This window comes from Enterobacter sp. FW301-JW81 (genome assembly GCF_058788735.1).
In genome coordinates this window covers 20,980-34,105 of the sequence record NZ_JBYTBA010000006.1, presented here as the reverse complement: position 1 = coordinate 34,105, position 13,126 = coordinate 20,980, and the positions used below count along the sequence as shown (strand labels likewise).

Below are 13,126 nucleotides of genomic sequence, written 5' to 3'. Positions count from 1 at the left end.
GCACGAGATGGCGTTATTAAATGTAGATAAATTATCGGTGCACTTCGGGGATGAAGGCACTCCGTTTCGCGCCGTGGACCGCATCAGCTACAGCGTCAATCAGGGCGAAGTGGTTGGCATTGTCGGGGAGTCCGGTTCCGGTAAATCGGTCAGTTCACTGGCGATCATGGGGCTGATTGATTACCCGGGCCGCGTGATGGCGGAAAACCTGCAGTTCAACGGTCAGGACCTGAAGCGAATTTCTGAAAAACAGCGCCGCCAGCTGGTGGGTGCGGAAGTGGCGATGATTTTCCAGGACCCGATGACCAGCCTGAACCCGTGCTACACCGTTGGTTTCCAGATTATGGAAGCGATTAAGGTGCATCAGGGCGGGAATAAGAAAACCCGTCGCCAGCGCGCGATCGATCTGCTGAACCAGGTGGGGATCCCTGACCCGGCATCGCGTCTGGACGTGTACCCGCACCAGCTTTCCGGTGGGATGAGCCAGCGCGTGATGATCGCGATGGCGATTGCCTGTCGACCAAAACTGCTGATTGCCGATGAGCCGACGACGGCGCTGGATGTAACCATTCAGGCGCAAATCATCGAACTGCTGCTGGAGCTGCAGCAGAAAGAGAATATGGCGCTGGTGCTGATTACGCACGACCTGGCGCTGGTGGCCGAAGCGGCGCACAAAATCATCGTGATGTACGCCGGCCAGGTGGTCGAGACCGGGAGTTCGCAAGATATCTTCCGCGCGCCGCGCCATCCGTATACCCAGGCGCTTTTACGTGCGCTGCCGGAGTTTGCCCAGGACAAAGCGCGTCTGGCGTCGCTGCCGGGCGTGGTTCCGGGTAAGTATGACCGTCCGCAAGGTTGTCTGCTTAATCCGCGCTGTCCGTATGCGACAGATAAATGCCGGGCAGAAGAGCCAGAGCTGAATCAGCTTGCTGACGGCCGTCAGTCGAAATGCCACTACCCACTCGATGATGCCGGGAGGCCAACACTATGAGTACGCAACAGGCCACCACGCAACAGCCGCTGCTGCAGGCCATCGACCTGAAAAAATACTACCCGGTGAAGAAGGGGCTGTTTGCCCCTGAGCGCCTGGTGAAAGCGCTGGACGGCGTCTCCTTTAATCTCGAACGCGGTAAAACGCTGGCGGTGGTGGGGGAGTCAGGCTGCGGTAAATCCACGCTGGGCCGTCTGCTGACGATGATTGAAGTGCCGACCGGAGGGGAGCTTTATTACCAGGGGCAGGATCTGCTCAAGCACGATCCGCAGGCGCAGAAGCTGCGTCGTCAGAAAATCCAGATTGTGTTCCAGAACCCGTATGGTTCTTTGAACCCGCGTAAAAAAGTGGGGCAGATTCTGGAAGAGCCGCTGCTGATTAACAGTAATCTGAGCAAGGAGCAGCGCCGTGAGAAAGCCCTGGCGATGATGGCGAAGGTCGGCCTTAAAACCGAGCATTATGACCGCTATCCGCACATGTTCTCCGGCGGCCAGCGTCAGCGTATTGCTATCGCGCGTGGGCTGATGCTCGATCCGGACGTGGTAATTGCCGATGAGCCGGTTTCGGCGCTCGACGTATCCGTGCGTGCGCAGGTGCTGAACCTGATGATGGATCTCCAGCAGGAGCTGGGACTGTCTTACGTGTTCATCTCCCACGACCTGTCGGTGGTGGAACATATTGCCGATGAGGTGATGGTGATGTATCTGGGGCGCTGCGTGGAGAAGGGGAGCAAAGATCAGATCTTTAATAATCCTCGTCACCCGTATACCCAGGCGCTGCTGTCTGCGACGCCGCGTCTGAACCCTGACGATCGTCGTGAGCGCATTAAGCTGACGGGTGAGCTGCCAAGCCCGCTGAATCCACCTCCGGGGTGTGCATTCAACGCACGCTGCAGTCGCCGCTTTGGCCCTTGCACCCAGCTACAGCCACAGCTGAAGGATTATGGTGGTCAGCTGGTCGCCTGCTTCGCGGTCGATCAGGATGAAAATGGCGAGAAGCCACAGGCATAAAGTAAAAAACCGGCGCTAAGCCGGTTTTTTTATGTCTGCTTTATTATTTCCGCAAGCGAATCTGGTCGACGGCGTGCTTCTCGCTCTTGGTGAGGATCAGGCTCGCGCGCTCGCGCGTCGGCAGGATGTTCTCTTTGAGGTTCACGTAGTTGATCTCATTCCAGAGTCCCGTCGCCACGTTGATCGCTTCTTCTTCAGAAAGCTGAGCATAGTGATGGAAATAGGAATCCGGGTCAGTGAACGCCCCTTCGCGGAACTTCAGGAAACGGTTGATGTACCAGTTTTGCAGCAGGTCTTCCGGCGCATCGACATAAATAGAGAAATCGACGAAATCCGAGACGAATACGTGATGCGGGTCGTGAGGATAGTCCATCCCGCTTTGCAGGACGTTCAGGCCTTCCAGAATCAGGATATCCGGCTGGACTACCGTTTTATCCCCGTCCGGGATGCGATCGTAGATCAGGTGCGAATAGACCGGCGCAGTCACGTGAGGCACGCCAGATTTCAGGTCGGAGACAAATTTCACCAGACGGTGCATATCATAAGAAAGCGGGAAGCCCTTCTTCTTCATCAGCCCGCGTTCTTTTAACACCTCGTTCGGGTGCAGGAAGCCGTCAGTCGTAATCAGTTCCACGCTGCGATGTTCCGGCCAGCGGCTCAACAGCGCCTGCAGGACACGCGCGGTGGTGCTTTTACCCACGGCCACGCTGCCGGCAATACTAATGATATAAGGAATGCGTTGACCGTTCGTCCCGAGGAACTGCTCCAGCACAGCCTGGCGGCGCAGGTTGGAGCTGATATAGAAGTTAAGCAAGCGAGAGAGGGGAAGATAAATCTCTGCCACCTCTTCCAGGGACAGATCTTCGTTTATCCCTTTTAACCGTGCGATTTCACCTTCCGTCAGCGTCATAGGGACGGAATCACGCAGGGCAGCCCACTGGCTGCGGTTAAAGTGAAGATAAGGCGTCATTAACGTTTGCTCTTTTTTGCTCATAAGCATGCTTCAGTGAGCCAGCATCACACTGCCGGATCATGGCTCATCACACAGTTAATTTTGGACAATGGGCAGGAGGTTAACACCAGATGACGGGAATAATAAGAAAAAAGATGGATAGCGCTGCGTTACGCGGAAGCCGTCACGCTACGGTGTATACGGTGCAAATCACGCTAATATGTTGAATATTTGACCGTGAATGACTACTTTTACAGCGTCCGGCACGTTGTTCGCATAAAATGTGAGCGAAAGAACGTTTTATGCAATTTTTTAGTTGCATGACCGCGCAGGTATCCATAGAATGCGCGCTACTTGATGCCGACTTAGCTCAGTAGGTAGAGCAACTGACTTGTAATCAGTAGGTCACCAGTTCGATTCCGGTAGTCGGCACCATCAAGTCCGGTGGGGTTCCCGAGCGGCCAAAGGGAGCAGACTGTAAATCTGCCGTCACAGACTTCGAAGGTTCGAATCCTTCCCCCACCACCACTTTCTGGCAGCGTAAATGCCGCCGGAGCTGGTTGGAAAAATTAGCCAGCTCAAACTGAAAAAGAGAGAAATCTCTTTTTTTGTTACAGAAAGAACTGGGTAGCCGAGTTTCAGGATGCGGGCATCGTATAATGGCTATTACCTCAGCCTTCCAAGCTGATGATGCGGGTTCGATTCCCGCTGCCCGCTCCAATACGTGCTGATATGGCTCAGTTGGTAGAGCGCACCCTTGGTAAGGGTGAGGTCCCCAGTTCGACTCTGGGTATCAGCACCACTTCACTTCTCCTTCCCGTTTCTCTCTGTTTCAATTTTACTGTATTCAACAATTCAGGCATTTCGCCTGGTTGATGTGGTGATATCACCGATTTATCCGTGTCTTAGAGGGACAATCGATGTCTAAAGAAAAGTTTGAACGTACAAAACCGCACGTTAACGTCGGTACTATCGGCCACGTTGACCATGGTAAAACAACGCTGACCGCTGCAATCACTACCGTTCTGGCAAAAACCTACGGTGGTTCTGCTCGTGCATTCGACCAGATCGATAACGCACCAGAAGAAAAAGCTCGTGGTATCACCATCAACACTTCCCACGTTGAATACGACACCCCGACTCGCCACTACGCACACGTAGACTGCCCAGGCCACGCCGACTATGTTAAAAACATGATCACCGGTGCTGCGCAGATGGACGGCGCGATCCTGGTTGTTGCTGCGACTGACGGCCCAATGCCTCAGACTCGTGAGCACATCCTGCTGGGTCGTCAGGTAGGCGTTCCTTTCATCATCGTGTTCCTGAACAAATGCGACATGGTTGATGACGAAGAGCTGCTGGAACTGGTAGAGATGGAAGTTCGTGAACTGCTGTCTCAGTACGATTTCCCAGGCGACGATACCCCAATCGTTCGTGGTTCTGCTCTGAAAGCGCTGGAAGGCGAAGCTGAGTGGGAAGCGAAAATCATCGAACTGGCTGGCTTCCTGGATTCTTACATCCCAGAACCAGAGCGTGCGATTGACAAGCCATTCCTGCTGCCAATCGAAGACGTATTCTCCATCTCCGGTCGTGGTACCGTTGTTACCGGTCGTGTAGAGCGCGGTATCATCAAAGTTGGCGAAGAAGTTGAAATCGTTGGTATCAAAGAGACTGCGAAGTCTACCTGTACTGGCGTTGAAATGTTCCGCAAACTGCTGGACGAAGGCCGTGCTGGTGAGAACGTTGGTGTTCTGCTGCGTGGTATCAAACGTGAAGAAATCGAACGTGGTCAGGTACTGGCGAAGCCAGGCTCAATCAAGCCACACACCAAGTTCGAATCTGAAGTGTACATCCTGTCCAAAGACGAAGGCGGCCGTCATACTCCGTTCTTCAAAGGCTACCGTCCACAGTTCTACTTCCGTACAACTGACGTGACCGGTACCATCGAACTGCCAGAAGGCGTTGAGATGGTAATGCCAGGCGACAACATCAAGATGGTTGTGACTCTGATCCACCCAATCGCGATGGACGACGGTCTGCGTTTCGCAATCCGTGAAGGTGGTCGTACCGTTGGTGCTGGCGTGGTTGCTAAAGTTCTCGGCTAATTGCTGATAACATTTGACGCAATGCGCATGAAAAGGGCATCATTTGATGCCCTTTTTGCACGCTTTCACATCAGAACCTGGCTCATCAGTGATTATTTTTGTCATAATCATTGCTGAGACAGGCTCTGCAGAGAGCGTATAATCCGTAAAGGGATTAAGCGTATCGATTTGGCTCGCCTCGCAATCGCGGGGTGAAATTATTTGTAGAATTCTTCTGACAGGTTGGTTTATGAGTGCGAATACCGAAGCTCAAGGGAGCGGGCGCGGCCTGGAAGCGATGAAGTGGGTCGCTGTTGCCGTGCTGCTGATTGTGGCAATCGTTGGCAACTATCTTTATCGTGACATGATGCTGCCGCTCCGCGCGCTGGCAGTGGTGATTCTGATTGCTGCAGCGGGCGGTGTCGCGCTGTTAACGACTAAAGGTAAGGCAACCGTTGCTTTTGCACGTGAAGCGCGTACCGAAGTCCGCAAGGTGATTTGGCCAACTCGCCAGGAAACACTGCACACCACTCTGATTGTGGCTGCTGTGACTGCGGTAATGTCACTGATCCTGTGGGGACTGGATGGTATTCTGGTTCGCCTGGTTTCCTTTATCACTGGCCTGAGGTTCTAAGATGTCTGAAGCCCCTAAAAAGCGTTGGTACGTCGTTCAGGCGTTTTCCGGTTTTGAAGGCCGCGTAGCAACGTCGCTGCGTGAGCATATCAAATTACATAATATGGAAGAGTTGTTTGGCGAAGTTATGGTCCCGACTGAAGAAGTGGTCGAGATCCGTGGCGGCCAGCGTCGCAAAAGCGAGCGCAAATTCTTCCCGGGTTACGTGCTGGTTCAGATGGTGATGAACGACGCGAGCTGGCACCTGGTGCGCAGCGTACCGCGCGTGATGGGCTTTATCGGCGGCACGTCTGACCGTCCGGCGCCAATCAGCGATAAAGAAGTTGATGCGATTATGAACCGCCTGCAGCAGGTAGGTGATAAGCCGCGTCCGAAAACGCTGTTTGAACCGGGTGAGATGGTTCGTGTTAGCGACGGTCCGTTTGCTGACTTTAACGGCGTGGTTGAAGAAGTGGACTACGAGAAGTCCCGCCTGAAAGTTTCTGTTTCTATCTTCGGTCGTGCGACCCCGGTAGAACTGGACTTTGCTCAGGTAGAAAAAGCCTAAACAGCGATCAAAAAAGCGACGATTTAATCGTTGCACAAGGCGCGAGATTGGAATACAATTTCGCGCCTTTTGTTTTTATGGGCCCGGCCCGTAAAACGAATTTTATTCACGGGGAGCCTTCCTGAGGCGCTATTACCCAATCAGAGGATTTTAGAATGGCTAAGAAAGTACAAGCCTACGTCAAGCTGCAGGTTGCAGCTGGTATGGCGAACCCAAGTCCACCAGTTGGTCCAGCTCTGGGTCAGCAGGGTGTGAACATCATGGAATTCTGTAAAGCGTTCAACGCAAAAACTGAATCCCTGGAAAAAGGTCTGCCAATCCCAGTCGTAATCACTGTTTACGCTGACCGTTCTTTCACTTTCGTTACCAAAACCCCTCCAGCAGCAGTTCTGCTGAAGAAAGCGGCTGGTATCAAGTCTGGTTCCGGTAAACCGAACAAAGACAAAGTGGGTAAAATTTCCCGCGCTCAGCTGCAGGAAATCGCGCAGACCAAAGCTGCCGACATGACTGGTGCCGACATTGAAGCGATGACTCGCTCAATCGAAGGTACTGCACGTTCCATGGGCCTGGTAGTGGAGGACTAAGAAATGGCTAAACTGACCAAGCGCATGTCCGTGATCCGTGACAAAGTTGATGCGACCAAACAGTACGACATCAACGAAGCTATCGCTCTGCTGAAAGAACTGGCAACTGCTAAGTTCGTTGAAAGCGTTGACGTTGCCGTGAACCTCGGCATCGACGCGCGTAAATCCGATCAGAACGTTCGTGGCGCAACTGTACTGCCACACGGTACTGGCCGTTCCGTTCGCGTAGCTGTATTTGCTCAGGGTGCAAACGCTGAAGCGGCTAAAGCTGCCGGCGCTGAACTGGTAGGTATGGAAGATCTGGCTGATCAGATCAAGAAAGGCGAAATGAACTTTGACGTTGTTATTGCTTCTCCAGATGCAATGCGCGTTGTTGGCCAGCTGGGCCAGGTTCTGGGTCCACGCGGCCTGATGCCTAACCCGAAAGTTGGTACTGTAACGCCTAACGTTGCTGAAGCGGTTAAAAACGCTAAAGCAGGTCAGGTTCGTTATCGTAACGACAAAAACGGCATCATCCACACCACCATCGGTAAAGTGGACTTTGACGCTGACAAACTGAAAGAAAACCTGGAAGCTCTGCTGGTTGCGCTGAAAAAAGCAAAACCAACTCAGGCGAAAGGCGTGTACATCAAGAAAGTTAGCATCTCCACCACCATGGGTGCAGGTGTTGCAGTTGACCAGGCTGGCCTGAGCGCTGCTGCAAACTAATGCCTTTACGTGGGCGGTGATTTTGTCTACAATCTTACCCCCACGTTTGCTAACAAAAGTTAGCGGCTAAAAGATTTGTTCGTTGGAGCCTGGCCTAATCCAGGCCTCCGTCGAAGACCGCAGGTGTTTCGCAAGAGACTTAATCCCCTGCGTAGACGGTGACAGAACGCTAAGATTATTTTTGGATACTCTGGCTTGTTTCTGCTCACCGTATTAAGACGCTCTTCCCGTTGGGTTGAGTGAAGTGAGTTCCGGAACATGAGTTCCGGCAAACATCCAGGAGCAAAGCTAATGGCTTTAAATCTTCAAGACAAACAAGCGATTGTTGCTGAAGTCAGCGAAGTAGCCAAAGGCGCGCTGTCTGCAGTAGTTGCGGATTCCCGTGGCGTTACTGTAGACAAAATGACTGAACTGCGTAAAGCAGGTCGTGAAGCTGGCGTATACATGCGTGTTGTTCGTAACACCCTGCTGCGTCGCGTAGTTGAAGGTACTCAGTTCGAGTGCCTGAAAGACACGTTTGTTGGTCCGACCCTGATTGCATACTCTATGGAACACCCGGGCGCTGCTGCTCGTCTGTTCAAAGAGTTCGCGAAAGCGAATGCAAAATTTGAGGTCAAAGCTGCAGCCTTTGAAGGTGAGTTGATCCCGGCATCGCAAATCGATCGCCTGGCAACCCTGCCGACCTACGAAGAAGCAATTGCACGCCTGATGGCAACCATGAAAGAAGCTTCGGCTGGCAAACTGGTTCGCACTCTGGCTGCTGTTCGCGATGCGAAAGAAGCTGCTTAATCGCAGTTATCTTTATAAAGCATTCGCTTACGTATAAACTTATTCTGATTTTCAGGAACAATTTAAATGTCTATCACTAAAGATCAAATCATTGAAGCAGTTGCAGCTATGTCCGTAATGGACGTTGTAGAACTGATTTCTGCAATGGAAGAAAAATTCGGTGTTTCTGCTGCTGCTGCTGTAGCTGTAGCTGCTGGCCCGGCTGAAGCTGCTGAAGAAAAAACTGAATTCGACGTAATTCTGAAAGCTGCTGGCGCTAACAAAGTTGCTGTTATCAAAGCAGTACGTGGCGCAACTGGCCTGGGTCTGAAAGAAGCTAAAGACCTGGTAGAATCTGCTCCAGCTGCGCTGAAAGAAGGCGTGAGCAAAGACGACGCAGAAGCACTGAAAAAATCTCTGGAAGAAGCTGGCGCTGAAGTTGAAGTTAAATAAGCCAACTTTTCTGGTTGCAGCCTAAGTAATTAGGCTGATGGCTGGTGACTTTTTAGTCACCAGCCTTTTTGCGCTGTAAGGCATCAGTAGCATTTCACACTGTTTGACTGCTGATTGTCCTGACAATGCATGTTTCTATCGACGACTTAATATATTGCGACAGGGTGCTCGCTCTGTGTAAATCGCGACGAAATGGTTTAAGCGTGATAGCAACAGGTATTGCGGAAAGTATTCAATTTTCCGGTCCACAAAATGGTGTTGCACAAACTGTCCCTTCGTCGGACAGATGGGTCGACTTGTCAGCGAGCTGAGGAACCCTATGGTTTACTCCTATACCGAGAAAAAACGTATTCGTAAGGATTTTGGTAAACGTCCACAAGTTCTGGACATTCCATATCTCCTTTCTATCCAGCTTGACTCGTTCCAGAAGTTTATCGAGCAAGATCCTGAAGGGCAGTACGGTCTGGAAGCAGCCTTCCGTTCCGTGTTCCCGATTCAGAGCTACAGCGGTAATTCCGAGCTGCAGTACGTCAGCTATCGCCTTGGCGAGCCGGTGTTTGACGTTCAGGAATGTCAGATCCGTGGCGTGACCTATTCCGCACCGCTGCGCGTAAAACTGCGTCTGGTGATCTACGAGCGCGAAGCGCCAGAAGGCACCGTAAAAGACATTAAAGAACAAGAAGTCTACATGGGTGAAATTCCACTCATGACAGACAACGGTACTTTCGTTATCAACGGTACTGAGCGTGTTATCGTTTCCCAGCTGCATCGTAGCCCGGGCGTCTTCTTCGACAGCGATAAAGGTAAAACACACTCTTCCGGTAAAGTACTGTATAACGCGCGCATCATTCCTTACCGTGGTTCATGGCTGGACTTCGAGTTCGATCCAAAAGACAACCTGTTTGTCCGTATCGACCGTCGTCGCAAACTGCCAGCAACCATCATTCTGCGTGCGCTGCAATATACCACTGAGCAGATCCTGGACCTGTTCTTTGAGAAAGTGATCTTTGAAATCCGCGACAACAAGCTGCAGATGGAGCTGGTGCCGGAACGTCTGCGTGGTGAGACCGCGTCGTTCGACATCGAAGCCGACGGCAAAGTGTATGTGGAAAAAGGTCGCCGTATCACTGCGCGTCACATCCGTCAGCTGGAAAAAGATGATATCAAACACATCGAAGTTCCGGTTGAATACATTGCAGGAAAAGTAGCCGCGAAAGATTACGTTGATGAATCAACTGGCGAGCTGATCTGCCCGGCGAACATGGAGCTGAGCCTGGATCTGCTGGCTAAGCTGAGTCAGTCTGGCCACAAACGTATCGAAACGCTGTTCACCAACGATCTGGACCACGGTCCTTATATCTCTGAGACTATCCGCGTCGACCCAACGACCGATCGTCTGAGTGCGCTGGTTGAAATCTACCGCATGATGCGTCCTGGTGAGCCACCAACTCGCGAAGCGGCTGAAAGCCTGTTCGAGAACCTGTTCTTCTCTGAAGACCGCTACGATCTGTCTGCGGTTGGTCGTATGAAGTTCAACCGTTCTCTGCTGCGTGATGAGATCGAAGGTTCCGGTATCCTGAGCAAAGACGACATCATCGAAGTGATGAAGAAGCTCATCGATATCCGTAACGGTAAAGGCGAAGTGGACGATATCGACCACCTCGGCAACCGTCGTATCCGTTCCGTAGGCGAAATGGCGGAAAACCAGTTCCGCGTTGGTCTGGTACGTGTAGAGCGTGCGGTGAAAGAGCGTCTGTCTCTGGGCGATCTGGATACCCTGATGCCTCAGGATATGATCAACGCCAAGCCGATTTCTGCAGCAGTGAAAGAGTTCTTCGGTTCCAGCCAGCTGTCTCAGTTCATGGACCAGAACAACCCGCTGTCTGAGATTACGCACAAACGTCGTATCTCTGCACTCGGCCCAGGCGGTCTGACCCGTGAACGTGCAGGCTTCGAAGTTCGAGACGTACACCCGACGCACTACGGTCGCGTATGTCCTATCGAAACGCCTGAAGGTCCAAACATCGGTCTGATCAACTCCCTGTCCGTGTACGCACAGACAAACGAATACGGTTTCCTCGAGACCCCGTATCGTAAAGTGACTGACGGTGTTGTAACCGACGAAATTCATTACCTGTCTGCTATCGAAGAAGGCAACTACGTTATCGCTCAGGCGAACTCCAACCTGGATGACGAAGGCCACTTTGTAGAAGATCTGGTTACCTGCCGTAGCAAAGGCGAATCAAGCTTGTTCAGCCGCGATCAGGTTGACTACATGGACGTTTCCACCCAGCAGGTGGTATCCGTCGGTGCGTCCCTGATCCCGTTCCTGGAACACGATGACGCCAACCGTGCATTGATGGGTGCGAACATGCAACGTCAGGCCGTTCCAACTCTGCGCGCTGATAAGCCGCTGGTTGGTACCGGTATGGAACGTGCTGTTGCCGTTGACTCCGGTGTTACTGCGGTTGCTAAACGTGGCGGTACTGTTCAGTACGTGGATGCCTCCCGTATCGTTATTAAAGTTAACGAAGACGAGATGTACCCGGGCGAAGCAGGTATCGACATTTATAACCTGACTAAATACACCCGTTCTAACCAGAACACCTGTATCAACCAGATGCCATGTGTGTCTCTGGGTGAGCCAGTTGAGCGCGGCGACGTGCTGGCAGACGGTCCGTCTACCGACCTCGGTGAACTGGCGCTCGGTCAGAACATGCGCGTAGCGTTCATGCCGTGGAACGGTTACAACTTCGAAGACTCCATCCTCGTCTCCGAGCGTGTTGTTCAGGAAGATCGTTTCACCACCATCCACATTCAGGAACTGGCATGTGTGTCCCGTGACACCAAGCTGGGGCCAGAAGAGATCACCGCTGACATCCCTAACGTGGGTGAAGCTGCGCTCTCCAAGCTGGATGAATCCGGTATCGTTTACATCGGTGCAGAAGTGACCGGCGGCGACATTCTGGTTGGTAAGGTAACGCCGAAAGGTGAAACCCAGCTGACGCCAGAAGAAAAACTGCTGCGTGCCATCTTCGGTGAGAAAGCGTCTGACGTTAAGGACTCTTCTCTGCGCGTACCTAACGGTGTTTCCGGTACGGTTATCGACGTTCAGGTCTTTACCCGTGACGGCGTTGAAAAAGATAAACGTGCGCTGGAAATCGAAGAGATGCAGCTCAAACAGGCTAAGAAAGACCTGTCTGAAGAACTGCAGATCCTCGAAGCGGGTCTGTTCAGCCGTATCTATGCGGTGCTGGTTGCCGGTGGCGTTGAAGCTGAGAAGCTCGACAAACTGCCACGCGATCGCTGGCTGGAACTGGGCCTGACCGACGAAGAGAAACAGAATCAGCTGGAACAGCTGGCTGAGCAGTATGACGAACTGAAACACGAGTTCGAGAAAAAACTCGAAGCGAAACGCCGTAAAATCACTCAGGGCGACGATCTGGCACCAGGTGTGCTGAAGATTGTTAAGGTGTATCTGGCTGTTAAACGTCAGATCCAGCCTGGTGATAAGATGGCAGGTCGTCACGGTAACAAGGGTGTTATCTCTAAGATCAACCCGATCGAAGATATGCCGCACGATGCTAACGGTACGCCGGTAGATATCGTACTGAACCCACTGGGCGTACCGTCTCGTATGAACATCGGTCAGATTCTGGAAACCCACCTGGGTATGGCTGCGAAAGGTATCGGCGACAAGATTAACGCCATGCTGAAGCAGCAGGAAGAAGTCGCGAAACTGCGCGAATTCATCCAGCGTGCCTACGATCTGGGTACCGATGTGCGTCAGAAAGTCGACCTGAACACCTTCAGCGATGAAGAAGTGCTGCGTCTGGCTGAGAACCTGAAAAAAGGTATGCCAATCGCAACGCCAGTATTCGATGGTGCGAAAGAAGCTGAAATTAAAGAGCTGCTGCAACTGGGTGGTCTGCCAACGTCTGGTCAGATTACGCTGTTTGACGGCCGTACCGGTGAACAGTTCGAGCGTCCGGTAACCGTAGGTTACATGTACATGCTGAAACTGAACCACCTGGTCGACGACAAGATGCACGCTCGTTCTACCGGTTCTTACAGCCTGGTTACTCAGCAGCCGCTGGGTGGTAAGGCACAGTTCGGTGGTCAGCGCTTCGGGGAGATGGAAGTGTGGGCGCTGGAAGCATACGGCGCGGCATACACCCTGCAGGAAATGCTCACCGTTAAGTCTGATGACGTGAACGGTCGTACCAAGATGTATAAGAACATCGTGGACGGCAACCATCAGATGGAACCGGGCATGCCTGAATCCTTCAACGTACTGTTGAAAGAGATTCGTTCGCTGGGTATCAACATCGAACTGGAAGACGAGTAATTCTCGCTCAAACAGGTCACTGGTGCCGGGTTAACCCCCGGCACCAG

Annotated in this window: 11 protein-coding genes and 4 tRNA genes; 14 read left to right on the top strand and 1 reads right to left on the bottom strand. The window is 52.4% G+C overall.

Going from position 1 to position 13,126, the window contains the following annotated elements:
- Window positions 1-7: 7 nt before the first annotated feature.
- A complete protein-coding gene (dppD, locus tag AC3WOK_RS18090) occupies window positions 8-991 on the top strand; it encodes a dipeptide ABC transporter ATP-binding protein (RefSeq protein WP_063957890.1) in 984 nt (327 codons plus the stop codon).
- A complete protein-coding gene (gene dppF, locus AC3WOK_RS18085; RefSeq protein ID WP_047347647.1) occupies window positions 988-2,001 on the top strand; it encodes a dipeptide ABC transporter ATP-binding subunit DppF in 1,014 nt (337 codons plus the stop codon). Before dppD ends, dppF begins: the two co-directional genes overlap by 4 nt.
- 43 nt (window positions 2,002-2,044) lie before the next feature.
- Here the strand turns inward: dppF and coaA are convergent, their stop codons facing one another.
- Window positions 2,045-2,995, bottom strand: a complete 951-nt coding sequence (gene coaA / locus AC3WOK_RS18080) for a type I pantothenate kinase (RefSeq protein WP_032654569.1) — start codon at window positions 2,993-2,995, stop codon at window positions 2,045-2,047.
- A 317-nt stretch (window positions 2,996-3,312) separates the two neighbouring features.
- Here coaA and AC3WOK_RS18075 point away from each other — a divergent pair.
- From AC3WOK_RS18075 to rpoB, 12 genes are all read left to right on the top strand, one after another.
- Window positions 3,313-3,388: transfer RNA gene (locus tag AC3WOK_RS18075), tRNA-Thr, on the top strand.
- A gap of 8 nt (window positions 3,389-3,396) precedes the next feature.
- Window positions 3,397-3,481 (top strand) — tRNA-Tyr (locus AC3WOK_RS18070).
- A gap of 117 nt (window positions 3,482-3,598) precedes the next feature.
- Window positions 3,599-3,673, top strand: a tRNA-Gly gene (locus AC3WOK_RS18065).
- Window positions 3,674-3,679: 6 nt separating this feature from the next.
- A tRNA-Thr gene (locus AC3WOK_RS18060) sits at window positions 3,680-3,755 on the top strand.
- 118 nt (window positions 3,756-3,873) lie between these two features.
- Entirely contained in the window at window positions 3,874-5,058 is a 1,185-nt protein-coding gene (gene tuf, locus AC3WOK_RS18055) for an elongation factor Tu (RefSeq protein ID WP_014068448.1), read from the top strand.
- A gap of 229 nt (window positions 5,059-5,287) precedes the next feature.
- Window positions 5,288-5,671: a preprotein translocase subunit SecE gene (secE, locus tag AC3WOK_RS18050; protein ID WP_014068449.1), complete on the top strand. Its 384-nt coding sequence runs from the start codon at window positions 5,288-5,290 to the stop codon at window positions 5,669-5,671.
- Between the two features lies 1 nt (window position 5,672).
- Window positions 5,673-6,218 (top strand): transcription termination/antitermination protein NusG, encoded by a 546-nt coding sequence (gene nusG, locus AC3WOK_RS18045; RefSeq protein WP_002438628.1) that lies wholly within the window; start codon window positions 5,673-5,675, stop codon window positions 6,216-6,218.
- Between the two features lie 155 nt (window positions 6,219-6,373).
- A complete protein-coding gene (rplK, locus tag AC3WOK_RS18040; RefSeq protein ID WP_008503452.1) occupies window positions 6,374-6,802 on the top strand; it encodes a 50S ribosomal protein L11 in 429 nt (142 codons plus the stop codon).
- Window positions 6,803-6,805: 3 nt separating this feature from the next.
- A complete protein-coding gene (gene rplA, locus AC3WOK_RS18035) occupies window positions 6,806-7,510 on the top strand; it encodes a 50S ribosomal protein L1 (RefSeq protein WP_006810530.1) in 705 nt (234 codons plus the stop codon).
- A gap of 291 nt (window positions 7,511-7,801) precedes the next feature.
- Entirely contained in the window at window positions 7,802-8,299 is a 498-nt protein-coding gene (gene rplJ / locus AC3WOK_RS18030) for a 50S ribosomal protein L10 (protein WP_001207203.1), read from the top strand.
- 66 nt (window positions 8,300-8,365) lie between these two features.
- On the top strand, window positions 8,366-8,731 hold the full coding sequence (rplL, locus tag AC3WOK_RS18025; protein WP_006176746.1) for a 50S ribosomal protein L7/L12: 366 nt from the start codon (window positions 8,366-8,368) through the stop codon (window positions 8,729-8,731).
- A gap of 319 nt (window positions 8,732-9,050) precedes the next feature.
- Window positions 9,051-13,079 carry a DNA-directed RNA polymerase subunit beta gene (rpoB, locus tag AC3WOK_RS18020; RefSeq protein ID WP_047345341.1) on the top strand — a complete coding sequence of 1,343 codons (4,029 nt, stop codon included), beginning with the start codon at window positions 9,051-9,053 and terminating at the stop codon, window positions 13,077-13,079.
- Window positions 13,080-13,126 lie beyond the last annotated feature (47 nt).

Coding starts and splice junctions, on each gene's coding strand:
- dppD (WP_063957890.1), top strand. CDS start 8: ATGGCGTTATTAAATGTAGATAAATTATCGGTGCACTTCGGGGATGAA.
- dppF (WP_047347647.1), top strand. CDS start 988: ATGAGTACGCAACAGGCCACCACGCAACAGCCGCTGCTGCAGGCCATC.
- coaA (WP_032654569.1), bottom strand. CDS start 2,995: ATGAGCAAAAAAGAGCAAACGTTAATGACGCCTTATCTTCACTTTAAC.
- tuf (WP_014068448.1), top strand. CDS start 3,874: ATGTCTAAAGAAAAGTTTGAACGTACAAAACCGCACGTTAACGTCGGT.
- secE (WP_014068449.1), top strand. CDS start 5,288: ATGAGTGCGAATACCGAAGCTCAAGGGAGCGGGCGCGGCCTGGAAGCG.
- nusG (WP_002438628.1), top strand. CDS start 5,673: ATGTCTGAAGCCCCTAAAAAGCGTTGGTACGTCGTTCAGGCGTTTTCC.
- rplK (WP_008503452.1), top strand. CDS start 6,374: ATGGCTAAGAAAGTACAAGCCTACGTCAAGCTGCAGGTTGCAGCTGGT.
- rplA (WP_006810530.1), top strand. CDS start 6,806: ATGGCTAAACTGACCAAGCGCATGTCCGTGATCCGTGACAAAGTTGAT.
- rplJ (WP_001207203.1), top strand. CDS start 7,802: ATGGCTTTAAATCTTCAAGACAAACAAGCGATTGTTGCTGAAGTCAGC.
- rplL (WP_006176746.1), top strand. CDS start 8,366: ATGTCTATCACTAAAGATCAAATCATTGAAGCAGTTGCAGCTATGTCC.
- rpoB (WP_047345341.1), top strand. CDS start 9,051: ATGGTTTACTCCTATACCGAGAAAAAACGTATTCGTAAGGATTTTGGT.